Annotated in this window: 27 protein-coding genes and 1 pseudogene; 21 read left to right on the forward strand and 7 right to left on the reverse strand. The window is 41.4% G+C overall.

The genetic code is table 11. The features are described from left to right. Nucleotides 1–215 precede the first annotated feature (215 nt). Nucleotides 216–1,358 (forward strand): TIGR04053 family radical SAM/SPASM domain-containing protein, encoded by a 1,143-nt coding sequence (locus ASC42_RS09735; RefSeq protein ID WP_055441579.1) that lies wholly within the window; start codon nt 216–218, stop codon nt 1,356–1,358. On the opposite strand, the gene ASC42_RS09740 is transcribed toward ASC42_RS09735, so the two are convergent. Continuing rightward, a complete protein-coding gene (locus ASC42_RS09740) occupies nt 1,355–1,600 on the reverse strand; it encodes a YczF family membrane protein (protein WP_055441580.1) in 246 nt (81 codons plus the stop codon). The genes ASC42_RS09735 and ASC42_RS09740 overlap by 4 nt on opposite strands. Nucleotides 1,601–1,728: 128 nt before the next feature. Between ASC42_RS09740 and ASC42_RS09745 the strand changes: the two genes are divergently transcribed. Genes ASC42_RS09745 through ASC42_RS09755 form a run of 3 tightly spaced genes read left to right on the forward strand, consistent with a single transcriptional unit; the run spans nt 1,729 to nt 5,635 of the window. Next, nucleotides 1,729–3,321, forward strand: coding sequence for a spore germination protein (locus ASC42_RS09745; RefSeq protein WP_082435717.1), 1,593 nt, complete (start codon nt 1,729–1,731; stop codon nt 3,319–3,321). Next, nucleotides 3,317–4,513, forward strand: a complete 1,197-nt coding sequence (locus ASC42_RS09750) for a Ger(x)C family spore germination protein (RefSeq protein ID WP_055441627.1) — start codon at nt 3,317–3,319, stop codon at nt 4,511–4,513. Before ASC42_RS09745 ends, ASC42_RS09750 begins: the two co-directional genes overlap by 5 nt. Nucleotides 4,514–4,528: 15 nt before the next feature. Further along, nucleotides 4,529–5,635: a GerAB/ArcD/ProY family transporter gene (locus tag ASC42_RS09755; RefSeq protein ID WP_055441581.1), complete on the forward strand. Its 1,107-nt coding sequence runs from the start codon at nt 4,529–4,531 to the stop codon at nt 5,633–5,635. A gap of 9 nt (nt 5,636–5,644) precedes the next feature. On the opposite strand, the gene ASC42_RS09760 is transcribed toward ASC42_RS09755, so the two are convergent. Both ASC42_RS09760 and ASC42_RS09765 read right to left on the reverse strand, forming a co-directional pair. Beyond that, complete coding sequence (locus ASC42_RS09760; protein ID WP_055441582.1) at nt 5,645–6,475, reverse strand: aldo/keto reductase; 831 nt, start codon at nt 6,473–6,475, stop codon at nt 5,645–5,647. Between the two features lie 84 nt (nt 6,476–6,559). Continuing rightward, the gene (locus ASC42_RS09765) at nt 6,560–7,264 is read right to left on the reverse strand and encodes a polysaccharide deacetylase family protein (RefSeq protein WP_055441583.1); all 705 of its coding nucleotides are present in this window, start codon (nt 7,262–7,264) and stop codon (nt 6,560–6,562) included. 113 nt (nt 7,265–7,377) lie between these two features. Here ASC42_RS09765 and ASC42_RS09770 point away from each other — a divergent pair, with 113 nt between their 5' ends. The 4 genes from ASC42_RS09770 to ASC42_RS09780 all read left to right on the forward strand — a co-directional run bounded on the left by ASC42_RS09770 (nt 7,378) and on the right by ASC42_RS09780 (nt 10,802). Continuing rightward, a complete protein-coding gene (locus ASC42_RS09770; RefSeq protein ID WP_055441584.1) occupies nt 7,378–8,256 on the forward strand; it encodes a hypothetical protein in 879 nt (292 codons plus the stop codon). Then, the gene (locus ASC42_RS13935; RefSeq protein WP_245191182.1) at nt 8,249–8,425 is read left to right on the forward strand and encodes a hypothetical protein; all 177 of its coding nucleotides are present in this window, start codon (nt 8,249–8,251) and stop codon (nt 8,423–8,425) included. Before ASC42_RS09770 ends, ASC42_RS13935 begins: the two co-directional genes overlap by 8 nt. Nucleotides 8,426–8,488: 63 nt before the next feature. Beyond that, nucleotides 8,489–9,979, forward strand: a complete 1,491-nt coding sequence (locus ASC42_RS09775; RefSeq protein ID WP_055441585.1) for a glycoside hydrolase family 32 protein — start codon at nt 8,489–8,491, stop codon at nt 9,977–9,979. Between the two features lie 100 nt (nt 9,980–10,079). Then, the gene (locus tag ASC42_RS09780; protein WP_055441586.1) at nt 10,080–10,802 is read left to right on the forward strand and encodes a TspO/MBR family protein; all 723 of its coding nucleotides are present in this window, start codon (nt 10,080–10,082) and stop codon (nt 10,800–10,802) included. A 24-nt stretch (nt 10,803–10,826) separates the two neighbouring features. Here the strand turns inward: ASC42_RS09780 and ASC42_RS09785 are convergent, their stop codons facing one another. Next, nucleotides 10,827–11,108: a hypothetical protein gene (locus ASC42_RS09785; RefSeq protein WP_055441587.1), complete on the reverse strand. Its 282-nt coding sequence runs from the start codon at nt 11,106–11,108 to the stop codon at nt 10,827–10,829. A gap of 201 nt (nt 11,109–11,309) precedes the next feature. Between ASC42_RS09785 and ASC42_RS09790 the strand changes: the two genes are divergently transcribed. From ASC42_RS09790 to ASC42_RS09800, 3 genes are all read left to right on the forward strand, one after another. After that, complete coding sequence (locus ASC42_RS09790; protein WP_245191183.1) at nt 11,310–11,876, forward strand: hypothetical protein; 567 nt, start codon at nt 11,310–11,312, stop codon at nt 11,874–11,876. 222 nt (nt 11,877–12,098) lie between these two features. Next, a complete protein-coding gene (locus ASC42_RS09795) occupies nt 12,099–12,329 on the forward strand; it encodes a hypothetical protein (RefSeq protein WP_245191184.1) in 231 nt (76 codons plus the stop codon). Between the two features lie 11 nt (nt 12,330–12,340). Then, nucleotides 12,341–12,607: a hypothetical protein gene (locus ASC42_RS09800; protein ID WP_055441588.1), complete on the forward strand. Its 267-nt coding sequence runs from the start codon at nt 12,341–12,343 to the stop codon at nt 12,605–12,607. Between the two features lie 137 nt (nt 12,608–12,744). On the opposite strand, the pseudogene ASC42_RS09805 reads toward ASC42_RS09800, so the two are convergent. After that, nucleotides 12,745–13,064, reverse strand: a pseudogene (locus tag ASC42_RS09805) (IS701 family transposase); the annotation flags it as partial. 376 nt (nt 13,065–13,440) lie between these two features. Between ASC42_RS09805 and ASC42_RS09810 the strand changes: the two are divergent. From ASC42_RS09810 to ASC42_RS09845, 8 genes are all read left to right on the forward strand, one after another. Continuing rightward, nucleotides 13,441–14,814 (forward strand): sensor histidine kinase, encoded by a 1,374-nt coding sequence (locus tag ASC42_RS09810; RefSeq protein ID WP_055441590.1) that lies wholly within the window; start codon nt 13,441–13,443, stop codon nt 14,812–14,814. Between the two features lie 5 nt (nt 14,815–14,819). Beyond that, nucleotides 14,820–15,491, forward strand: coding sequence for a response regulator transcription factor (locus tag ASC42_RS09815; RefSeq protein WP_055441591.1), 672 nt, complete (start codon nt 14,820–14,822; stop codon nt 15,489–15,491). Next, nucleotides 15,492–16,040, forward strand: a complete 549-nt coding sequence (locus ASC42_RS09820; protein WP_055441592.1) for a TVP38/TMEM64 family protein — start codon at nt 15,492–15,494, stop codon at nt 16,038–16,040. A 48-nt stretch (nt 16,041–16,088) separates the two neighbouring features. Further along, complete coding sequence (locus tag ASC42_RS09825) at nt 16,089–16,394, forward strand: metal-sensing transcriptional repressor (protein WP_055441593.1); 306 nt, start codon at nt 16,089–16,091, stop codon at nt 16,392–16,394. A gap of 14 nt (nt 16,395–16,408) precedes the next feature. Next, nucleotides 16,409–18,790 (forward strand): heavy metal translocating P-type ATPase, encoded by a 2,382-nt coding sequence (locus ASC42_RS09830; protein WP_055441594.1) that lies wholly within the window; start codon nt 16,409–16,411, stop codon nt 18,788–18,790. Nucleotides 18,791–18,811: 21 nt separating this feature from the next. Beyond that, a complete protein-coding gene (copZ, locus tag ASC42_RS09835) occupies nt 18,812–19,015 on the forward strand; it encodes a copper chaperone CopZ (RefSeq protein ID WP_035019187.1) in 204 nt (67 codons plus the stop codon). Nucleotides 19,016–19,228: 213 nt separating this feature from the next. Further along, entirely contained in the window at nt 19,229–19,504 is a 276-nt protein-coding gene (locus ASC42_RS09840; RefSeq protein ID WP_055441628.1) for a nucleotidyltransferase family protein, read from the forward strand. Then, nucleotides 19,488–19,826, forward strand: a complete 339-nt coding sequence (locus tag ASC42_RS09845) for a HepT-like ribonuclease domain-containing protein (protein ID WP_055441595.1) — start codon at nt 19,488–19,490, stop codon at nt 19,824–19,826. The genes ASC42_RS09840 and ASC42_RS09845 overlap by 17 nt, the downstream gene beginning before the upstream one ends. Before the next feature lie 101 nt (nt 19,827–19,927). On the opposite strand, the gene ASC42_RS09850 is transcribed toward ASC42_RS09845, so the two are convergent. After that, nucleotides 19,928–21,415 carry a multicopper oxidase family protein gene (locus ASC42_RS09850; RefSeq protein ID WP_055441596.1) on the reverse strand — a complete coding sequence of 496 codons (1,488 nt, stop codon included), beginning with the start codon at nt 21,413–21,415 and terminating at the stop codon, nt 19,928–19,930. A 127-nt stretch (nt 21,416–21,542) separates the two neighbouring features. Between ASC42_RS09850 and ASC42_RS09855 the strand changes: the two genes are divergently transcribed. Further along, complete coding sequence (locus ASC42_RS09855; RefSeq protein WP_245191185.1) at nt 21,543–21,947, forward strand: protease complex subunit PrcB family protein; 405 nt, start codon at nt 21,543–21,545, stop codon at nt 21,945–21,947. Nucleotides 21,948–21,968: 21 nt separating this feature from the next. On the opposite strand, the gene ASC42_RS09860 is transcribed toward ASC42_RS09855, so the two are convergent. Next, entirely contained in the window at nt 21,969–23,429 is a 1,461-nt protein-coding gene (locus tag ASC42_RS09860) for a phytoene desaturase family protein (protein ID WP_055441598.1), read from the reverse strand. A gap of 80 nt (nt 23,430–23,509) precedes the next feature. On the opposite strand from ASC42_RS09860, the gene ASC42_RS09865 reads away from it, so the two are divergent. Continuing rightward, nucleotides 23,510–24,916: a cryptochrome/photolyase family protein gene (locus tag ASC42_RS09865; protein WP_082435719.1), complete on the forward strand. Its 1,407-nt coding sequence runs from the start codon at nt 23,510–23,512 to the stop codon at nt 24,914–24,916. The last annotated feature ends 5 nt before the right edge of the window (nt 24,917–24,921 follow it).

A 24,921-nucleotide genomic window follows, 5' to 3' on the forward strand; every position in this document is an offset into this window, starting at 1 on the left:
GTGTTGGTCAAGGGCGAATCCGATTCCACCATCCCCTTTATTTCCCTTCAAAAGGTAGCCCGTGATGACTTTTCATAGATTTTTTGACGCTACCTTTTCCTTGTTCCATTTTAGCATAACGATGTTTAAAAAATCGTCAAAAACATGCGCGTGTGTCATTAAAAAATGAGCCTATAATGAATGTGAAAAACAACACAAGAAGCTGGTGATGGAATATGCATAAACATGCGCATGTGGTAGATTATAATGAAAATCCGTTTATCGTCATTTGGGAAGTGACGAGAGCGTGTCAGTTAAAATGTGTACATTGTCGTGCGGACGCCCAGCCTCTCCCTGATCCGCGTGAACTAACATATGAAGAAGGTCTTCGATTAATTGATGAGATATATGAAATGAACAATCCAATGCTTGTATTTACGGGCGGAGACTGTATGATGCGTGAAGATCTGTTTGATCTTGCTGAGTATGCGATGAAAAAAGGAATGCGTGTTTCGATTACACCGAGTGCAACGCCCAATGTGACGAAAGAAAAAATGAAAAAAGCAAAAGAGATTGGATTGTCGCGCTGGGCATTTAGCTTAGATGGGCCGACGGCTGACATTCATGATCGATTTCGCGGTACACCAGGATCATTTGATTTAACGATTGAAAACATCCGCTATTTAAACGAACTGCATATGCCGTTGCAAGTGAATACCGTCATTTCGCGCTATAACTACAATCATTTAGAACAGATGGCGAAATTAGTTGGCGATTTAAATGCAGTGATGTGGTACATTTTTTTACTCGTTCCAACAGGTCGTGGGCAAATGAATGACTGCATTACTCCAGCTGAACATGAAGAAGTGTTTCGTTGGTTATATGAATTAAGTAAAACAGCACCATATGATATTAAAACGACAGCAGCGCAACATTATCGTCGTGTTGTCATTCAACAAAAAATGCGAGAAAAACAAATTGAAGCAGGGGATATTCGTTATGAACATGCGATGACGACTGACCGTGCTTCAATCATTGACGGATTAAAACGAGCGCCAAAAGGCGTGAATGATGGTAACGGCTTCGTTTTCGTTTCCCACACAGGAGATGTCATGCCAAGTGGCTTACTTCCGATCGTATGCGGCAACGTACGTGAACAACCTTTAGCGCGCATTTATCGTGAATCGGAAGTGATGAAACAATTACGCCAACCAGATTTATATAAAGGGAAATGTGGCATTTGTGAATTTCGCTACGTTTGTGGCGGATCACGTGCTCGTGCATATGCAGTCACAGGCGATTATATGGAAAGTGAACCGTTTTGCGTATATGTTCCTTTAGGCATGAGAAAACAAAAAAACCGAACGGTGTTCGCTTAACGCGAGCGCTGTTCGGTTTTTTTGTTTTGACTTTTTTTTCGAAACAGATGGAGGGATGTATCAAGTATCCATGGGACGATCAGAAAAAACAACACGCCTAGTTCGATGGGCTCCATCACTTTAAATGGATTAAAAATATCAATAAACGCTTGGTACATGCTCATCCCTAACAATACATTCATACTGATGGCTAGGCCACCTAACAACATAGGGATAAGAACAGAAATGACGACAAGTTTCATTTGTTCATCTCCATGAATATCTTTTTTGGACTAGCGTGCAACTTTTTGACGTGTTTTATTCCTTTTTGCATAACATATGTATTTATTGCTTATTCTAACCATAAGCGATAGTGAATGGAGAGAGGCGAATGTGGTTGCGGTTGAGAAATCAGAACAAAAAGCAAGCATATCCATGTGATAAAGTAGCGCAAGAAGGAATATATGGGACGATTGAGCGAGATTTACACGCAAATATAGAAAAGGTACGTAATATAACGGGGAATAGTGCAGATATTGTCATTCGCCGTTTTTGGCTTGGGAAGGAAGACAATCTTTCGTCAGCGCTCTGTTTTGTTAGTGGAATGGTTGATGAAAATATGGTTCAGCAATTGTTCATTGAAGCCAGTGTACAACTGTCTTTTCCTTCAATGTGTTGTGATCAATTAGAATATATTGAGAAAAAGATCGCTACAGCCAATACAACGAGACGTGTGAAACAATGGAATGACGTATTTTCCTTGCTCATGTCTGGGGAAAGCATTTTATTTATTCACGGTATGCAAGAGGCAATTAGTATAGCGGTAAAAGGTGGAGAGTACCGTGCTATTACAGAACCGAGCACACAATTATCTATCCGTGGACCACGCGAAGGGTTTACAGAATCACTAACAACAAATGTAGCCATGGTGCGACGACGCATTCAACATCCACATGTATGGGTAGAAGCCATTACAGTTGGTGAGGTGACACACACAAACGTACGTATAATGTATATGAAAGGAATTGCGGATGACAACATTGTCGAAGAAGTACGTAGCAGACTGCAACGCATCTGTATGGACGGTGTACTAGAATCCGGTTATATTGAACAATTCATTGAAGATGAAACGTTTACGACGTTTCCAACCATTTATCATACAGAACGTCCGGATAGTGTTGCAGCAAACTTATTAGAAGGACGTGTTGCTATTTTTGTAGAAGGGACGCCTTTTGTTCTTATTGCACCAGCGGTGTTTATTCAATTTTTTCAAGCGGTTGAAGATTATTATGCACGTTTTGATATTGCAACAGCCCTTCGTTTTTTACGCATACTCGTATTTTTCATCTCACTTGTTGCGCCGTCTCTGTATATTGCAGCGACGACATTTCATCAAGAAATGATCCCGACTTCTCTCGTTATTGCGATTGCCGCACAACGTGAATCTGTTCCGTTCCCTGCGTTTGTAGAGGCCGTTATTATGGAAGTAACGTTTGAAATTTTACGCGAGGCTGGAGTGCGGTTGCCCCGAACTGTGGGACAAGCTGTATCGATTGTTGGTGCACTAGTCATTGGACAAGCAGCGGTCGAAGCGGGATTTGTTTCTTCCGTCATGGTTATTGTTGTATCGATTACAGCGATCGCTAGTTTTGCTACACCATCATTTGCCATTGCAGTTTCCGCGCGTCTCATTCGTTTTCTGTTAATGGTGTTAGCTGCATTATTTGGTTTTTATGGTATTTTAATTGGATTAATTTGGATGACTATTCATTTATGTAGTCTTCGTTCGTTTGGTGTACCGTATATGACACCGCTCGCTCCGCTTATTCCAATGAATTTACGTGATACGTTCGTACGTTTTCCTTTATGGGCATTAACTGATCGACCACATGGTATTGCAGAAGAAACAAATATCGTTCGTCAAGGGGACGAACAACGTCCGAAGCCTAATCAGGAAATGAGGAGAGAAGGGGATGAAAATTAAACGATATCCTTTTCTTATTTTTATGTTGTTCATATGTACGCTACTTTTCGGATGTTGGAGTAAAAAGGAGTTAAGGGATTTAGCATTAATTATTGCAGTTGGTATAGATAAAAAGGATGGAAAGTATATATCGACGTTTCAAGTCGTCAATCCTGGGAACGTAGCAGGGGCGACGCAAAGAGGAGGGGGAAGTACGGGGCTTCCTGTAGCTTTATATACCTCAACAGGCGATACGTTAGTGGAGGCGAGTCGGAAAGCGTCGAAGCAAATATCCCGCATTCCATACTACGCTCATACGAATCTTGTTGTGGTTGGGGAAGAACTTGCGAAGGAAGGAATTCAGCAAATTTTTGATGTTGTTGAGCGTAATCCGCAATTTCGCCCAACAGCAAATATTGTGATTGCTCGTAAGCAAACAGCAAAGCAATTGTTATCTGTGCTCACGCCAGTCGATAAAATCCCAGCAAATCAAATGATTAAAACGTTAGAATTAACAGAAATGATGTGGGGAGAAAATGTTGGCACTCGTTTACGGGAAGTAATTGAAAGTTTTTCGCTTGCTGGAAAGGAAGTCATCATGAGCAGCTTTCATGTAGACGGAAATCGAAAGCATAGCGACGATCAAGAAAATGTTCGTACGATGGAGCCTACTGCACGTCTTCGAGCTAGTGAATTAGCCATTTTTAAAAGAGGAAAGCTTGTCGGATGGATTGGAAAAGAAGACGCGCGAGGAGTATTATGGATTCTCGATAAAATAAAACAGACAGCCGTCACAGTTGATTGGAAAGGAGAAAAAGAAGCATTGTCTTATAAAGTAGTGCGGGCAAAAACAAAAGTGACAGCACAATTAAGAAATGGGAAGCCTATCATATTTGTTACAGTTGCAACAGAAGGAGATATTGGTGAAACATTTGTTGCGATTGACTTTACCGATCCAAAACAAATCGTTGCACTCGAAAAAGTGATGCAACAAGAGATTAAATCAGAAATTGAAAAAGCGGTACATGTTGCTCAAAAGAAAAAAAGCGATATTTTCGGATTCGGAGAAGTTGTTCATCGTACATATCCAAAAGAATGGAAGAAGATGAAAAAAATGTGGAATGATAAATATTTCCCGAAATTAGATGTTCAAGTAAAGGTGGAATCATTTATTCGAAGAACAGGATTGCGAACTCGTTCATATATTCAGTGAAAAGGCGGTGAGAAAGTGGAGCGAGCGCGTATAAGTGCGCGACAGCTATTTATGCTTGCCATTTTATTTGAACATGGTAGCGCGATGGTTATTCCACTTGGGGTGGATGCGAAACAAGATGTTTGGCTTGCCATTTTATGCGGCATGGTTTTCGGTGTCGGATTGTTGTTTGTCTATTATCGCCTTTTCACGTACTATCCGAATCTCCCTTTTACATCGTATAGTCAGCGCATTGTTGGTCCCTTCTTTGGAAAAGTACTTGCGCTCATATATGTGCTTTATTTTTTATATATTTCTGCTCGTGTATTGCGTGATTTTGGAGAGCTGTTATTAACGTTTGCATACCCTGAGACACCTTTGTTTATTTTAAATGCGGTCATGATGTTGACTGTGATGTATGCTGTATATAAAGGGATTGAAGTGATCGCACGAGCGAGTCAATTATTTTTCTTTTCCCTTTATTGGATACTTATGTTAGGTTTCGTGCTGATTATTATCGCAGGAGAGATAGATGTTCGTCGCTTACAACCAATATTAGAAGAGGGATGGCCGCGCATTTTTCATGTTGTATTTACGCAAACATTATATGTTCCGTTTGGAGAACTTGTTGTTTTTACAATGATTTTTCCTTATTTACAAAAGGAAGAAAAAGTGTGGAAGGCAGGGTTTCTTGCATTATTGTTAAGTGGCATAAATTTAGCAATGATTATGGGGATGAATGTAGCTGTATTAGGCGCAGATATTGTTTCACGTTCAACTTTTCCACTACTAAATACGATTCAAGAAATTCGCGTGGCAAATTTTTTAGAACGGTTAGATGTACTATTTATGATTGCATTAATTGTCGGCGGATTTTTCAAAGTCGGCGTCTTTTTTTACGCAGGAGTTATCGGCGTGGCTGACTTATTTGCGCTTAAACAATATCAACGTCTTGTTTATCCGCTAGGCATTTCAGTCTTGTTTTTGTCTCTTGCCATTGCAAGCAATTTTGCTGAGCATATTAAAGAAGGGCTTCGAATTGTTACAATTTATATGCACGTTCCTCTTCAAATGATCATTCCTATCTTCCTTCTTTTGATCGCAATGGTTAGGCATCAAAAAAAAGAAAGAAAGGGGCGATGAATTGCCCCTTTAGAAATCAAAATGATCTGGATCTGGACCGATGCGGTGGTTTTCGTTTAGCGCATCAATCGCATCCATCTCTTCTTTCGTTAATGCAAAGTCAAAAATGTTTGCGTTTTGCGCGATTCGTTGAGGTGTTACAGATTTTGGAATAGTAACGATTTCATGTTGCAAGTCCCAGCGCAAAATGACTTGGGCTGGAGTTTTATTATATTTTTGTGCAATGTTTACAAGCGTTGGCTCGTTTAGCAGTTCACCGCCACGCATGAGTGGTGACCATGCTTCAAATTGAATGTCGTGTTGTTTACAAAAGGCAAGAAGCGGTTTTTGTGTAAAACGCGGATGAAACTCGACTTGGTTGACCATCGGTTTAATCTCACAATCAGCAAGAATGTCTTCTAAATGATGGATTTGGAAGTTACTAACACCGATCGCGCGCACAAAACCGTCTTTATATAACTTTTCAAGCGCCTTGTACGTTTCTTTATATTTTTCTTTGACAGGCCAATGTACTAAGTACAAATCAATATAATCAAAGCCGAGTTTTTTTAGGCTTGTGTCAAATGCTTTTAATGTCGCTTCATATCCTTGGTCACTGTTCCATACTTTTGTTGTAACAAAAATTTGATCGCGTGGAATGCCTGATTCACGAATCGCCTGACCGACACCTTCTTCATTTTGGTAAAATGCAGCTGTATCAATGTGACGATAGCCAACTTCAAGCGCTGTGCGAACAGCTCTGTTTACTTCGTCTCCTGCTTGTACTTTATAAACGCCTAATCCAAGCCATGGCATGCGAACTCCATTATGTAACGTGGCACCATCTTGTAAACTTTTCATCACTTTGCCCCTTTCCAATATTTGTCCCTTTTATTATGAGATGGATGGGCTGAAAAATCAAAATATATGCTTACATGAAAGGTGCTACAAGTTCAAATCGCGATAGTTTGGATGGTGTTTTAACAGCTCCGAGACAGTGACAAACGTATACCCTTTTTCTTTTAAAATCGGCAAAATTTCTTTTAATGCTTGAACCGTTTGTTTTCGACTGCCGCTTCCATGGTCGTGAAATAAAATAATTTGCCCAGGTTGAATATGGCTAATGACACGGCGCACGATGCGGCTTGTTCCAGGGTTTTTCCAGTCATACGTGTCTTGATGTTTTGACCACATCACGACGGTATATCCTCGTTGCTTAGCAATGTCAATGATACGTTTATTGTAGTAACCGAGCGGGGGACGAAACAAAGTCGGTCGTTTTCCTGTTATTTGATATATGACATCTTCGCTTTTTTTTATTTCCTCTTCAATCGTTTGTTTTGACTTGCCGCGAAAATCGAGATGTTTATACGTATGATTGGCAATTTCATGTCCTTCGTTCATTTGGCGTTTTATAATGTCAGGGTATTTTTCCGCTCGAAATCCAACGACGAAAAAAGTCGCTTTTGCGTCATACTGCTTTAAAATTGTTAAAATGTCAGGCGTATATAACATATCCGGTCCGTCATCAAACGTAATAGCGACCATTTTTTCATCGGTCGGAACGTTCCAAACAATATCGTCATTCATTCGCTGAACAGGTGTGGTCGCCATAACGAATAAAGACAAAAATAAGAAAAATGCATTCATTTTTCATCCCCACTTTTTTTATATATCATGTGAAAAAAGTCGTTTTGTCATTCTCTTTTCTATGCAAAACATAGTAAAATAAAGATAATCGATATGTGTGGGAAGGGATATAGATGAAAAAAATTGTTGGCATCATCGCATTTTTATTCGTCCTTGTTGTGGGAGGAGTATATTTGTTTGCGCAAGAAAGACAGCTCATGCGCGCCACATGGCTTTGGAATCCGTGGCTGCTTGTGAAAAATGAAGAACGCATCTTTTCATTTTTAGAAAAGAAGCAAATAAGCGATGTATACGTACAAATCGACGAAGAAATCCCTATTGATACGTACCGTCAATTTGTTCGGCATGCAACCGAAAAAGGGATTCGTGTTTATGTACTAGATGGAGCACCGCATTGGATTGAAACGAACGAAGGAATTGAACGTTTATTCCGATGGATTGACCGATATGAAAGCGCTGCCGAACAAAATGAAAAGTTTAGCGGTGTACACTTAGACGTTGAACCGTACTTGCATGAACGTTGGCGTACGAACCGAGAAGAAGCGATCGTTTCGTATCAAACACTTTTACAGCGCACACGTCAGCTCTCAAGCGAACGATCGCTACGTTTTGAAGTCGACATCCCGTTTTGGTTTGATGAAGTACAATACGTGAACGGCAACTTAGCGGAATGGGTGATTGCACATACAGACGGTGTGGCGATCATGGCGTATCGCGATGAAGCAAAGGCAATCATTAACATTGTAAAAAAAGAAATGAACTTTGCGAAAAAGTACAACAAATCGATTGTTATCGGTGTGGAAACAGGACAAGTTGAGGAAGGAGATCACGTTTCATTTGTTGAAGAGAGCGAAACGTATATGAATGAACAATTAGCGATCGTTCAGCAACATTATGCTCGTACAAAAAGTTTTTCCGGCATTGCGGTGCATCATTTAGAACAATGGATGAATAGGAATGAAAAAACAGGCGAAGGTGGGATGGATGAGTGAGCGTGAAGAAAAACGACTATATACGTTTGCCGAGTTTTTTGAGCTTTTCGGAGAACGACGAATGGAGTTGTACGAAGGCACTCCTGTGCTCATGCCCCCGGCTTCGTACGAGCATGGAGGGGGAAGGTGTAATTGGAGAAATGACGTTCCACTTTATTTCCGAACATAAAGTTCTCTACACATCATATTTTTTCATTTCTTGATATATAAACAAAGAGAAAGGGGCAAATTTATGTCGAAACATACGAAGCACATTCACGAGGTAGAAACACGAGTACAGCTTGCCAAACAAAACATGGGCGGCACATACCGGCTAGCATATCATATTATGGCTCCGGTACACTGGATGAATGATCCAAACGGATTGATTCAATGGAATGGGGAGTACCACGTATTTTATCAATTTCATCCCGACAATCCAACATGGGGGCCGATGCACTGGGGGCATGTGAAAAGTAACGACCTTGTACATTGGGAACGTGTACCGATTGCGCTTGCGCCGAGCGAATGGTACGACGAAGGCGGCTGTTTTTCAGGAAGTGCAGTCAATGACAATGGCGTGCTCACGCTCATTTACACCGGAAATGTCTGGATGAACGAGGAACAAACGGAGTTGAAGCAATACCAATGCATTGCGACAAGCAAAGACGGCATTCATTTTGAAAAGGACGAAGCGAACCCTGTTTTAGCTGAGCCTCCGTTTGACTGCCAAGGCCATATTCGCGATCCAAAAGTGTGGAAACATGGAGACGACTGGTATATGGTACTCGGGACAAGAGAGGGGAATAACGGAAAAGTTGTTTTATATAAATCGAAAGATCTGCGTCATTGGGAATATGTAAATATCATGGCTGAAAGCGATGGTAGCTTAGGATATATGTGGGAGTGCCCAGACGTCTTTCATTTGAACGGCAAAGATATATTGCTGTTTTCCCCACAAGGAATCGAACCAGACGACCATCGTTTTCAAAACCTTCATCAAACTGGTTACCTTGTCGGAACGCTCGATTATGAAACGGGAAAACTAGCGCACGGAGCGTTTGAAGAGTTGGATAAAGGATTTGATTTTTACGCTGCGCAAACGTTTGAAGATGAAAAAGGTCGGCGTATTTTGTTCGGCTGGATGGATATGTGGGAGTCACCAATGCCGACGCAAGCGCACGGTTGGGCAGGAGCGTTGACGATTCCGCGTCTTTTGGAATTAGCAGATGATGAGAAGCTATTGATGAAGCCGGTGCCGGAATTGCAATTATTGCGCCAAGAGCACGTGAGGCTGGAATCGATTTCAGTAAACGACGGAACGCACACACTTCCAGTTCAAGGCGATCGACTAGAATTGCTCGTTCGTTTTTCATTAGCCGATTTTCGTGGGAATGCATTTGGTGTAAAGGTGCGCTGTGCGGAAGACGGAAGTGAAGAAACGGTTTTCCGCTATGACGTAAAAGACGCTTTCGTTACATTTGACCGAAACCGATCCGGAAAAGGAGAGGGAGGCATTCGTCGTGCCATATTGGATAAGCAAGAAGACGTTGTCACGTTCCATGTTTTTATTGACCGTTCTTCTGTTGAGTTATTCGTCAACGATGGTCGGCTTGTGATGACAGGGAGAATATATCCATCTGAAACGAGCCAAGGGATTGAATTGTTTGCAGAAGGTGGAAAATTGACCGTGCTTGCTGTTGAAGCGTGGACGTTGAAAGATATATGGGGTGAGCGAGTGTAAAAGAGGCGGGACAGAAACCGTCTCTTTTTGTTATAAACGGTTATCGTGTCCATATAAAAGGAATAATATAAATGATAAAGAAAAGAGTTGGAGGATAGCGATGGGGCGACTTATTGGTTATGTTATAGCGTATGTCGGGATGGTGTTTGTGAATGTGATGGCTGAGTGGCTTCCGTTAAATGGTCAGACGACAGGAGACATATCGCGTAAAGTTAACGTCTTGTTTACACCTGCAGGGTACGTATTTTCGATTTGGGGCTTTATTTATGTGCTATTAGCGATTTGGATTTTTAGACAAATCCCAACTTCTCGTCGCCATTTACCTATGTACCGCCAAGCGTTTATTCCTTTTATAGCTAGCTGTATGTTTAATGCGTTATGGATTGTCGTATGGCATTATGAATATTTTCTTTTTTCTGTTATTGTAATGGTTTCTCTTCTTTTAACCCTTATTTCGTTATATATGGCTGTTAAGCGTACGAATTCAACAAGTCTTGATTTGCTCCCATTTTCTGTGTATCTCAGTTGGATTAGCGTTGCGACAATTGCAAACATTTCCTTTTTTTTAAAATACAATGGTTGGGACGGACTCGGGTTACCTGAAGTATTTTGGGCGATTGCGATGTTACTTGTTGCAACAGCTTTAGCTCTTCTGTTCATGATCCGACAACACGATTACATATATCCAATTGTATTTGTTTGGGCGTTTGTTGGAATTGGCGTGAAAAATCAAGGCGCTGCGCCACTTGTCGCATACGTTTCATTTTTGTTGGCAGGAGTCATATTAATTAGCACAGCATCTTTATACAAAGAAAAAATATAATCGCCCACCTTTGTCATGGGCGATTTATACATATTTGCTGATCGCTTTGTTGAACTGTTTTTGTATATCTTTATCATGCAACAGTTTTTTGTAGTTTGTTGTTGAAAGTAAATATGTAGAAATGCTCGGATCTTTTAACAAACGATTTACAGTGTTTTTGTCGAACGGTTTTTGTGTTTCAATCACTCTTGTTGTTTGCATATGTTTCAATCTTCGTTTTGCTATGAGGTAATCAAACTGACCTAGAAGCAAAAAATTTAACAATCCTCCTACAAATTCAAAACATATCGTGACTAGTGTTTCCATTTCCTCCTCCGTCCCTTTGTTATTTTTGATATATCACTTAAATTTTGCCTTTTTTCATCGTAACATATTGACAAAAAAAGGATAAAATTTTATTGTGAATATTGCGACGATTGGATGTGTTTATTGTGAAATTGTATTTACCTTTTTTAAGGGAGATTGAGGTGAAGTTCAAGGAAATTTCTTGTCGTATCGAGTCGACTAATGGTTTTTTTTGATTTCAGCCATATAGTAGAAAAGGGGGAGGAAGAAGTATTAAGTATTTCCTTTAGGAAGCAAAAAATTCTTGAAATAAGTACCAACCTATTAGCAAAAATGAATGAGTATTTTCAGGATACTCGCCTAGTGAAATGCTTAACATGCATGGGGGTGGAAAAAAATCATCAAGGAGTGCTTTTTCCATTACAGCCAACAAGTGATTTTAGCGTTTATGATCGGGAATTATGTGTGTTTACAGAATTTCTTTATATAAAAAAAGATATGCCTGTTGTCATCGTTATTGAGCAAAACAATACAATGGTATACGGTAATATAGACGTTATACCGGCTGGAAAGGGCGGAGGTTATCACAGAACTTTTGCACACGTGATTTTATTTGAACACAATCAGCTCTTAGAGCATGTTCAAAAAGCGAATGAATATAAATTTTTCGTGTATTTGTTAAATGGTAGGAAGCTGGCTGAGGGTGCTTTTCGTATAAGACGGGAAAAGCTTTCATATGGTAAGAAATATTTTAATTCTTATAGCTATCATTTTGATCAAAAAACATAAGAGATACTGTTTGGATTTTTCTTAATTCAAGATAAATAAATGTACAGATATTCATTACTTATCACTACATTTTATTTCTAGTGGAAAGGATGGTTAGCAATGTCTACATGGAATAGAATTGAATCAGGAATTAAACAAAACAAGGGTTAAAGGATGTAGCAGCTTCGTATGGATTTAATTGGAGTGGTGCTGCTAATACTGCTAGTAAGGTAGGTCCGGCTGTTGGGGGGAGGGATTAAGGGAGCTAAAAATGCACGAGCAGAAGTAGAAATGCGTATTTCTAAAGCAGAAACACGATTAGAAGTTGGAAGGATCGAAAAAGCAGCAACACAAATGGTAGCCAAAGGAGTAGCTAAAGGAGCGATTAAAGCGATAGGAATATGGGGCTTCATACCTGACATAGCCATATTTGCGAATGGTTTTAGAAAAGGGTACTCAGCTGCAGGCAACTAGGAGGGCTTATAGTGGGAGCTTACGAAATAAACGGAATTTTCCTCGTGGTCTTTATCTATTTTCTACTGTTTCGCATCATCAAGACGAAAGACACCGATTATGTTTATGCAATCATCCCCACATTACTGGGATTTATGCTTGGTTATACACCTATTTCTGACTTTATCGAACCTTATATAGCTATCTTAGTAATTGTGGTTGTGGCTATATTATGTTTTGCCATTTTCGTTAGACTGCAGATCAAAGAAATTAAAGGTAAATTGCGAAGTAGAAAGTGAAAAAGCATGGATTTTGTACGAGTAATAATAATTAAGTGCTAGGCACATGTCGAACGGGGCGTCCAATAGTGTAACAATCTACTGATTGGACAGCTCCTTTTTTATTGGAGTCATCGACACCTAAGCGAGCCGCTACCCGTATCATCGATCGAAACAAAAAGGGGTGATTGTTCTGTTTAGCTATGCTTTCGACACGATGAAGCACCCACTTCTGGAGTTGGCGAAACAATGTTTCTTCATCACACGGACTTTTCGTGAAAAAATGGCTCAGTGTTGTGCGATGGTTCGGATAAAAGCTCCCATGATGAAGATCGGTCAGCGTTCCTGAAAAGCCCTTTGTCATCATCGCATCCACAATGTGTGCGAGATGCTTCATGACCGGTTTTGAAAAATAAAGTGGTAACCTCAGCATCGTCAAAAACTTGTGAATTCCTTGATGATGTGCTAATCGATTCATGAGACATGAACCTCCTTGTCGATAGTTGTGGATACATCTATTCTAAACAAGGAATCGGGTTCATGTTTCCTTTTTGTTTCAATGTAAATTTATGTTAGTGAATTTGCTCATCTACAGAAGCTAAATTAAGTTACTTAAGGAATAGGCATCATTGGAATGTGGACATTGATTGTCACTATATAAACTAAACCAAAAGAAGTAACCACTTCCCTAAAACTAACGGATGAAGCTGGTTACTTCTTTTTGCTAATCTCTAATCTGTTTAGATATCGTGCAGTCCCCTGCCTCAACCTCACAGGCGCATGTCGTTCCTCCACATTTTCTCCATATTTTTTCTGCTATAATAAAGAAAAACGCCTGTAAGGAAGGAATCTTCGTGCGAAAACTTTCATTTAAATTAGGGCTATTGTTTTTTGTTTTTGTGCTAGGAATCGAAACGGTGTTATTTGCGTCGTTGTATGTGACGCTTGTGAACGCGAGAATTAATGAGGAATTTGAGCAGTTGTTGGCAAGAGGGAATAATCATCGGGATGTATTGGAAAAAAGCTATCATCTTTCCACGTTAGAACATGTCGTGATGATGGAGTCGGAAGCAGAAACGGATGTCGTCATTACCGATGCGAACGGGAATATTTTATATTTTTCTGATCGCATTTTGCCGTTTGCGAAAAAACTCATTCCACATGCCGATGTTCGCCACATTTCTCATAGCGGGATGGTGGTGCAAAACAACTGGAAAAAACAACCGTATATCGCTACCGCCAGCCCGATTCGGATGGAAGGAAAGACAAAAGGATATGTGTATATGTTTCAGCGGACGGCTTCCATTCAAAATATGATTTCTAAATTAAAACATCATTTTCTCGTCGTTGGAGTTGTTTCTGTCTTTTTGACGATTATGACGATTTTTTTCTTATCAAGAGTCATTACGATTCCGCTCATTCGGATGAAACAAGCGACCGAGAAACTAAGCAAGGGGGATTTTTCTGTTCGCCTGCAAGTAAAAGGGGAAGACGAGTTAGCGCAACTCGGAAAAGCGATTCAAACCCTTGCGGCCGATTTGGAATATTTGAAAAAAGAACGAAACGAATTTTTAGCGAGCATCTCACATGAGTTGCGCACTCCGCTTACATATGTGAAAGGATATGCGGATATTGCGCGTAGACCGAACATCGCCGAGGAAGAACGAGCGAACTATTTGTCCATTATTTATGAAGAAGCCGAGCGTATGCAAAAGTTAGTGAAAGATTTGTTTGAGCTTGCGAAAATGGACCGACATTCGTTTCAAATTGAGAAAGAGCCGACCCCACTGTGCCTTTTTTTGAAAAAAATATACGAGAAAATGGCTCCTGCGTTTCAGGCGAAACAAATGGTGCTTATTTATCGTTGCGAGGAAAACGTTACCGTCTATATTGACCGACAGCGATTTGAACAAGTGATGACCAACCTTTTAGACAATGCGTTAAAATATTCCCATGAATGCTCTACCGTTTCAATGCATGTCAAACGAGAGAAAAAGAACGTAATCATCATGATTTCCGACGAAGGAATAGGGATCCCTGAAGCAGACTTGCCACATATTTTTGAACGATTTCATAGGGTGGATAAATCTAGATCGCGAATAGGCGGAGGGACGGGGCTTGGATTGGCGATTGTAAAAGAAATTGTCGAAGCGCACGGCGGTTCGATTTCCGCCACAAGCCAATTCGGAAAAGGAACAACTATGCTTATTACATTGCCGAGGGGGTGATGAAGGTGTACACGGTTTTATTGGTTGATGACGAAAAACGAATGTTAGATTTATTCGAATTGTATCTTACCCCAAATGGGTACCGTTGTGTGAAATGTGAATCAGGAGTAGCGGCGATTCGCTATTTAGAAAATAATAAAGCAGACCTTGTATTGCTTGATATCATGATGCCAGAGATGGACGGATGGGAAACGTGTAAAAAAATACGAGAGTTTTCGAATGTCCCAATCATTATGGTTACCGCACGGGATGCGACGACAGACGTTGTCCAAGGGCTAAAAATAGGTGCAGATGATTATATTACAAAACCGTTTGACGAATTCGAATTGCTCGCTCGGATCGAGGCGGTATTGCGCCGTTCTGTAGGAAAACAAACGAAACTCGAGTTTAACGGCTTAGTTTGGGATGAAGCTCAGCATAAAGTTCAATATGCCGAGCGCGATATTTCCCTTACGCCAAAGGAGTTTGCTATTTTAGGGATTTTTCTCAAACATCCAAATCGAGTATTTAGCCGCGAGCAACTCATCATCACATTATGGGGGTATAACGCCAATACAGAAGAACGAACCGTCGATTCGCACGTGAAAAATATTCGCGAAAAACTTCGCCAAGCTGGTTTTCCGATTGATCAGTTTCTGCAAACCGTTTGGGGGGTAGGATATAAATGGGGGGTATAAATGGAACAACAGATGATTGCGTTACTCCGAACATATGAACCATTTGCCTTTGTAATCAGTATAGCAACGAATGTCATCATTAGTATTTTGGGCGTTGTCCCGAGCGTCTTTCTCACTGCCGCTAACTTGGCGGTATTTGGCTTTTGGAAAGGCACTTTTGTATCGTTTGTCGGGGAAGCGGCTGGGGCGATTGTATCTTTCGTTTTATATCGAAAAGGGTTTCGACAGCTTTCGGAAACGAAATGGTTTTCCTATCCGAAAGTCAGACGTTTGCTTGCGGCAGAAGGGATAGAAGCCTTTTCTCTTGTTTTGTCTTTGCGTCTTCTTCCTTTTGTTCCGTCAGGAATGGTCACGTTCGTTGCCGCTATTGGGCGCATGTCGCTCCTTCTTTTTACAGCCGCCAGTTCGCTTGGAAAACTGCCCGCACTGTTGTTAGAGGCATATTCGGTGTACCAAGTGATGAATTGGACATGGCAAGGGAAAGTCATTTTCACGTTCGTTGCGTTAGGGATATTTATAGTTGTTGTACGACGTATGTTTGCACGTTGAGTTTTATACCCACTACCGGTATAATGTATGGTGAAGGTGGTGAAATAAATGTCTCATTGTGAGCCTCATGAACAACGAATGGTTCCGCGCACGGAAGAAGAAATTGAAAACATTATTAAACGTTTGAAGCGTATTGAAGGACAAGTGCGTGGTGTGCAAAAAATGGTCGAGGACAATCGGTATTGCATCGATATTTTAGTGCAAATCTCTGCAATCACGGCCGCGTTAAATAAAGTCGGATTGAATTTGTTAGAACGTCACGTCAGCCATTGTGTATCGAAAGCGATTCGCGAAGGAAATGGCGAAACGTCCATTCGTGAGCTGATGGATGTCATTAAGCAATTTTCAAAGTAAGGGAGGGAAAATGGATGCGAACGGTGACACTAAAGGTGACCGGCATGACATGTGCTGCCTGCTCTGCCCGCATTGAAAAAGTGTTGAATAAAATGGACGGGGTAGAAGCGACCGTCAATTTAGCGATGGAAAAAGCGACCGTTCAATACGACCCGAATAAATATAGCCTTGCCGATATTGAAGCGAAAATTGAAAAGTTAGGGTATGGCGTGGCGGCTGAAAAAGTGACGCTCGATATTGAAGGCATGACATGTGCAGCATGTGCGACACGGATTGAAAAAGGGTTAAATCGGATGGAAGGTGTTACAAGCGCTACGGTAAACTTAGCGACAAACAGTGCGGTTGTCGAATATAAAGAAGGCGTTACATCTGTCGAAGACATTTTAGAGAAAATCAAAAAACTTGGGTACAAAGGGCAGATTCGAAGCGAAGAACAAGACGATGCTGGCCGGAAAGAAGAGAGGCTTAAACAAAAACAAAGGCAACTTGTTATTTCTACCCTTTTATCCTTACCTTTGCTTTATACGATGGTTGCCCATATGCCGTTTCATATCGGCTTGCCGATGCCACATCTGTTAATGAATCCGTGGTTCCAGCTTCTTTTAGCTACACCGGTTCAGTTTTATATCGGTGCTCCGTTTTATGTCGGGGCGTACCGAGCGTTACGAAACAAGAGCGCGAATATGGACGTTCTTGTCGCACTTGGCACATCAGCTGCTTATTTTTATAGTTTATTTGAAACGTTGCGGGCGCTCACGAATCATGAACCGCGCTTATATTTTGAAACGAGCGCCGTCTTGATTACGCTTGTGCTTGTCGGCAAATACTTTGAAGCGCTTGCGAAAGGGCGGACAACAGAAGCGATTTCAAAGCTACTTAGCTTGCAGGCAAAAGAAGCGACGGTTATCCGACATGGAGAAGAAAGAAAAGTTCCGCTCGAAGAAGTGATGATCGGAGATACGATCCTTGTCAAGCCAGGAGAAAAAATCCCGGTAGACGGTACGGTGATTGCTGGCTCTTCTTCGGTTGACGAATCGATGATTACTGGTGAATCAATTCCGGTAGATAAAAAAGAAGGGGACTTCGTGATCGGGGCAACAATGAACACGAACGGAATACTAACGATTCGCGCAGAAAAAGTCGGGAAAGATACCGCACTCGCCAATATTATTAAAATAGTCGAAGAGGCGCAAGGGTCGAAAGCGCCGATTCAGCGGATGGCGGATACGATTTCCGGCATTTTCGTTCCAATCGTTGTTAGCATTGCTGTGTTATCCTTTCTCATTTGGTATTTCATTGTGGCGCCAAATGATTTACCGACTGCGCTGGAAGTGGCGATTGCTGTTCTTGTCATTGCGTGTCCTTGTGCGCTCGGTCTTGCCACGCCGACATCGATTATGGTCGGTACAGGCAAAGGGGCAGAACAAGGGATTCTCTTTAAAGGGGGTGAGTATTTAGAAGGAACACATAAAATTAACGCGGTGTTACTCGATAAAACAGGAACAGTGACAAAAGGAAAACCAGAAGTGACCGATGTGTTACAATTCCAAGAAAACATGCTTAACTATGCCGTTTCAGCCGAGAGCGCTTCGGAACATCCGTTGGCTCATGCGATTGTCGAATACGGGAAGAAACAAGCGATTTCGATGAAGCCATTGGAGCACTTCTCCGCCATTACCGGTCACGGAATTGAAGCTGTCATTGACGGAAAAAGCATCCTTATTGGGACGCGAAAATTGATGAAGGAGCGCTCTGTAGAGATTTCTGTGCATGAAGATAAAATGGTAAAACTTGAAAAACAAGGGAAAACCGTCATGCTCGTTGCCATCGATGGACAGCTTGCCGGCATCATTGCTGTCGCGGATACAGTAAAAGAAAGCTCCAAAGAAGCGATTCAAACATTAAAACAAATGGGTATCGATGTGTATATGGTGACAGGCGATAACAAACGAACAGCCGAAGCGATCGCCAAACAAGTCGGCATAGAACATGTGTATTCGGAAGTGCTTCCAGAACAGAAAGCGACGATCGTTGAACAGCTGCAAAAGCAAGGGAAACGAGTGGCGATGGTCGGTGATGGAATTAATGACGCCCCAGCTCTTGCGAAAGCGGACATTGGGATGGCGATTGGCACAGGAGCGGATGTCGCGATCGAAACGGCAGATGTGACGCTCGTTGGCGGCGATTTGCTGCACATTCCAAAAGCGATTGAACTGAGTCGGCAAACGATGCGCAATATTCGTCAAAACTTGTTTTGGGCATTATTTTATAATAGCGTTGGCATTCCCGTCGCTGCAGCTGGATTGTTACAACCGTGGATCGCTGGGGCAGCGATGGCGTTTAGCTCTGTATCCGTTGTGACAAACGCGCTTCGTTTGAAACGCGTGAAACTATAAACATTCGAGGAGGAATGGATGATGACGATTACATTACAAGTACAAGGGATGACATGCGGACATTGCAAAGCGGCGGTGACAAATGCACTTCAAACGTTAGATGGCGTCAGCCGTGTAGAGGTGCATTTGCAAGAAGGTACGGTCGATGTAGATTATGATGAAACAAAGGTCAGCGTAGAAAAACTGAAAGAAGCGATTGAAGAGCAAGGATATGATGTGAAATGACATACGGAAGGTGCCCTGAAGTGATGACGGGGCACTTTTTATCTAGAACGTAGCGGGACATTGTCATCGCCTAAACGAGTTCTCGGCTGGGGAAAGTTTTTTTCTCTTTTTGAAGAATATCGGGAAAGCGGGATGTTATAATGGAAATAACAGGAGCGGAAAAGAAAAAAGGAGGGGATTTATTTGCTATCGCAACAAGACATCCTTAATGAAATGTCGAAATGTTTAGATTTATGGAAGAAAAAGTATGGTGTGAAGCGAATCGGGTTATTTGGCTCGTACAGTCGGGGAGAACAAAGGGAATCGAGTGACATTGATGTGTTAGTAGAATTTATGGATGATGCAGTGACGTTTGATCATTATATGGAGTTGAAACTGAGTTTGGAAGATCATTTTCAAAAAACAGTGGATTTAGTGATTGTAGATGATATTAAGCCGGCATTAAAGCCAATTATTTTAAGAGGTGCTAAGTATGCAGAGGGATCCTAGCGTCTTTTTGCAAGATATTTTGGTCGCTGCAGAAAAAATTGAGAAGTACACCCAAGGGCTTTCTTATGATGACTTTCTAGATAATGATTTAATATCAGATGCGATCATTAAAAACATATTAGTAATCGGAGAAGCAGCAAAAAACATTCCAGACGAAATTAGACAGGCATCCCCACATATCGAGTGGAGAAAGATGGCTGGCATGAGGGATATGATGATCCACGGTTATTTCTCCATTAATTACCGAATTGTTTGGGATGTTGTTCGAAATAAGATTCCTGTATTAAAACAGCACGTTGAACGATTGCTAAATGAAAGTTAGATTTCAATTCAAACCATATGCGCTGTTTGGGGATAGCTTGTTATTCAAAAGGTGCTGATCCAAAGACGCATTCGCGTTTTTGGTCAGCCCCTTCAGCTTTTTTATTCCCCTTTATTCGTTGTATCATTCGGATCTGGCGTATAGCTTGATTTGTAGTCTTTGTATTTTAGTTCGGTGACCATTCCCGCTGAAGCGTGATGCAAGTCGTGGCAATGGAACATCCAATTTCCTGGATTATCCGCTTGAAACGCGACAACATATTCTTCACCCGGATTTACATTTAACGTATCTTTAATAAATGGAGAGCCTGTAATAGGCTTCCCGTTTTTGCTTAATACTTGGAAGAAATGTCCGTGTAAATGCATCGGGTGGACGTCCATCGGTGAATGGTTCACAAATTTTACTTTGACGAAGTCGCCTTTTTTCACGTTAACTGGAGCTGTGTCAGGATACGTTTTTCCATTAATCGTGAAAACCATCCCATTTTTCCCCATCGCCGTTTCTAAATTCATTGTGTATTCAACGTCATATGTTTGGTCTAATGTAAATTGAGTCGGTTTTTGTTTTCCGTATGTCGTTATATCTACAACAGGGAGGGTTTCTTTTGCGTTCGCTTTGTCCGCATGGCTTGTTTGTCCTTCGTATTGAATTTTCACTTTCATGCCATCAGTACCTTTCATATTCCCGTGACATTCTAATAACCATTCGCCTGGGTTATCGGCGATAAACTCAATGTCGTAGCGCTCCCCTGGAGCAATATTCAACAATTCGTCTTTGATTGGTTGTGGGCTGTTGATCGGCTGACCATCCGTTGCGACAATTTGAAACTTATGTCCGTGCAAATGAAGCTTGTGGGACATGTACCCTGCGTTAATCAGACGAAGCCGTACTTTTTCCCCTTTTTTCACCTTTAACGGTTCAATGGCCGTTCCGCTTTTTCCGTTTATGGTGAAAATATCGTACATGCTCATATCATGCATCATCCCATTGCCACCGTGGTGCATATTTGTATGCTGAGCATGTCCGTTTGTTGACGATGTTTCTGGTTGACTCATCCATTCGTCTAGCACTAGCGTATAGTCTCGATCGACTTTTTCTTCCTTTTTCGGTTCGACGATCAGAGTGCCGTATAACCCTTTATCCACTTGCTCGGCGCTTTTTTGATGCGAATGATACCAATATGTCCCAGGGATCGTTGCTGTAAATTCATACGTAAATGTTTCGCCAGGTTTGACTGCGTCCATTGTGACGCCAGGTACGCCATCTTGGTTAATTGGAACAGGATAGCCGTGCCAATGAATGGCCGTCGGTTCTGGTAATTCATTTTTAAAGACAATTTTTACGCGCTCTCCTTGCTTTACGCGAATTTGCGCTCCGGGAACGGAACCGTTATACGTATAAACAGGAACGGTTATGTTGTCATTTATTTGCAATTGCCCCTCTTTTGCAACGAGATGAATTTCTTGTCCAGATAATACGTCCGATCGTTTCGTTTTTTCTTTATGCTCTGTTGAATGATGTGGAGAATGATTTGTGCATGCAGCAGTGAACGTAACGAGCGCAGTTAACATAAACAGTTGTCGTAACATGTTATATCCCCTTTCTAAATCTTATTGCCACTATTGTAAAATAAAAATATGGAGAATTTATGAATGTGGATGACGGTTGTCGTTTCAGCATAAGATGAAGATAGAAAAAGAAAAAAGGAGAATGTGTATGAAAAAATCGTTTCTTGTATTTAGCATTTTGCTTCTCTTTGCTTGCGGTGTATCAAAAGCGGATGAACGATATAAAGAGGGAGAAACGATTGCGTACGAAGTTGTAACAGGTGAACAGCTTCCACTATATGTAAAAAAGTTATATGATAAACAACATAAACAATTTCAAACGTACACGGTTCAACAAGATGACGCCACGTATGCGATCATTCATCTCGGGGAAAGAAAAACAGGGGGATATGGGGTTGAAGTTACCGAGGTCCGATATAAAAATGGCAAAGCAATCGTCTATTATAAAGAACAAAAGCCAGCACCAGATGCAATCGTTACACAAGCGTTAACGTATCCGAAAGTCGCTATAAAAATAAAAGCAGCGATTCCGATCGAAATAGAGAAAAAATAGCTCTATGTTTCGTGCATAGAGCTATTTGTCCATAGTAATCGCATTCGCCACGATCCATCCTGATAATGCGCAACTGAGCGAGCCTGCACCAGGAAATACAGTATCTCCGCAAAGCCAAAGCCCTTCGACATTCGTTTGTGGTGCATACGTGGACAACAAACTGAAGGGATCATTTGGAATATAGCCACCTACTTTTCCGAACGCACGGTGCGTAAAGCGAGCAAATGTTACAGGGGTACCGATCAGTTCGACATGTACATTCGTTAAAGGGAATGTTTCGTGAATGCGCTGTAATATACGTTGTGTAAGCATGTTTTTCTTGTTGTCGTACGCATCGCGCTCCCACCAACGGAGCGGGTCAGTATGTGTCGAAATCGTAATGGAACGCTTTCCTAAAGGTGCCATTTGTCGATCGAACGGTGCGGAAGTGGACAATAAAAATTGATTTCCTTCACTCATCGGCTTTGTTTTGTCAATGATAAATTGATGGTATAAGCTATCTGTTTGGAAGTTGTCGTCCACTCCCATGTAAATCGTAAACGCTCCCCAAGCCGGGCGCTTTTTTTCTTTTTCTTCGCGAATAGAAAATGTACGTTTAATAGAATCATCTAAAACGGCAAAAATACTATGGACAGAGCCATTAAATACAACATGTTTCGCTTCGTATGTTTGTTTTCGGTTTGTCGTCACAAGCCAATGGTGCTCTTTGCGAATGGAAATGACTTTCTCACGCATCCGTAGTGCTCCGCCAAGTTGTTTGTAACGTTCTGCAAGTGCATGAACAACGGTTGCGAGCCCGCCCTCAACGTAAAATGCACCGCGATGGAAGATGCTTAAGGCAACGGCGCCAAGTAAAGCAGGACAACGTTCAATCGTTGTTTGCACACTATCAACGAGTTGGCCGTTCAAAAAAGCGATAAACGTCTCGTCGCGAATGCCATAATGTTGCAGGCGTTTTGCGATCGATTGAAATAAAAATGGTGCTGCGCTCAATAATTTTCGATCTGCTTTTTGTATCGCTTCGAATATATGTTTCATCGTTTTTGGTGGAATCATCGGTCGTTTATATATAAAAGAAAGGAGTGCATCTGCAAGAGAAAACATTTCTTCAAAAAAACGGACGATGGCTCCGCTATCTTTTGGAAACTGTAGGGCAATTTCTTCGAACCAACGCTCTTTTTGTTGGTAATAGCGAATCGTCCGCTCAGAAAAGTGTACATCCATTACGGTGTGTAATAAATGAACGGGAGGAGAGGACATGCCGAGCTCATGAAAAAGTTGTGAAAATACACCATCTTCTTCAAATCCCATCCCAAGCGTCGCTCCTGCTTGAAAGCGAAACGACTGCCGTTCAAATTTTCCTGCGCATCCACCGAGTTCGTTTGCGGCTTCAAGCGTCAATGTGCGATATCCCTTTTTCGCAAGAAGGGCGCTTGTTGTTACTCCTCCAAATCCTGTTCCAACGATTATGACATCGTACAATATAGTCACCTTCTTTTTTCTTTTTATTATACAATTATTGAACAAATATTGTACAATAAGAGCGTGTAAAAGATGAAAGGATGGGATATATGCATACAGCAGTTGTTTGGTTTCGCCGAGATTTTCGTCTGCACGATCATACAGCGCTCGTGCACGCACTTCATTGGGCGAAAGAAAGACAAGGGAAACTTCTTTTTTTCTTTCACTTTGACCCTTATTTTTCAAACGAACGAACGTATCACCATGAATATTTTTTTCAAACAGTAGAGCAGTTTCGACAAACGTTGCGTCAACAATACGGGATACATGTACACATTTTGCATGGAGATGTGGATGATGTATTTGTTCGACTAATTCGTTGTACACGTATGAATGCCATATTTTTTAATAAAGACGAAGTTGGGCATGGAAAAGAGCGGGACGATTACGTTCAGGCGTTGTTACAAAAACATGGGGTGGAAGTGTATACATATGATGATGCCCATATGCACGGGGCATTTGATGTGCTGAAAGCAGATGGAACTCCTTATAAAGTATATACACCGTATTACCGTGCCTGGCGGAAACGTCCGAAACGTTTCCCACTTTCTATTGATATGGATCTATTGAGTGCACATATGTTGCATATCACACCGCTGTCAGAAGATGACGAACGCGCTTTTACGCGCTGGCTTTCACAGTGTACGAAGCGTTGGGAACGTACGAGTGAACAAGATGCGCTGATCACTCTACAACATTTTATCGAATCAGCTCTTCCGAATTATGATAAAAAGCGAGATATTCCAAGCGTTGCGGGAACGAGTCGCTTATCCCCACATTTAAAAACAGGAACGATTTCGATTCGGACGGTTTTTCATGCGGTTGTTCAACAATTTGGCAATGGCTATGACGAAGCGGTAGAAACATATATAAAAGAATTAGCATGGCGTGATTTTTACCATATGATTTACGCGCATTTTCCATTTACAAAAACAGAAGCATTTATAGAAAAGTATCGTCATCTTCCATGGTCACGTGATGATGAACGGTTTCAAGCTTGGAAAGAAGGAAAAACAGGGTTTCCAATCGTTGATGCAGGGATGCGCCAATTAAAAGAAGAAGGGTGGATGCACAATCGTGTTCGCATGATTGTTGCATCATTTTTAACAAAAGATTATTTGATCGATTGGCGCATGGGCGAGCAATATTTTCAGCACATGTTAATCGACTATGATGAAGCATCAAATATTGGAGGGTGGCAATGGGCTGCTTCTGTTGGGACGGATGCTGTGCCGTATTTTCGTGTGTTTAACCCGATTGAACAGTCGAAAAAATTCGACCCAGACGGCACGTATATTCGCACATATGTTCATGAACTTGCTTTTTTCCCTTCGCCACATATTCATGAACCGTGGAAAAGCAACTTCAACATCAACTATCCTGCGCCGACAGTCGATCATCGCCTGCAACGCCAACGTGCGATTGCGTTATTTCAGATGAAAGAGTGAGTATA

Origin of the sequence: Anoxybacillus suryakundensis, assembly GCF_001418025.1 — a bacterium.
GTDB classification, from domain to species: domain Bacteria; phylum Bacillota; class Bacilli; order Bacillales; family Anoxybacillaceae; genus Anoxybacillus; species Anoxybacillus tengchongensis.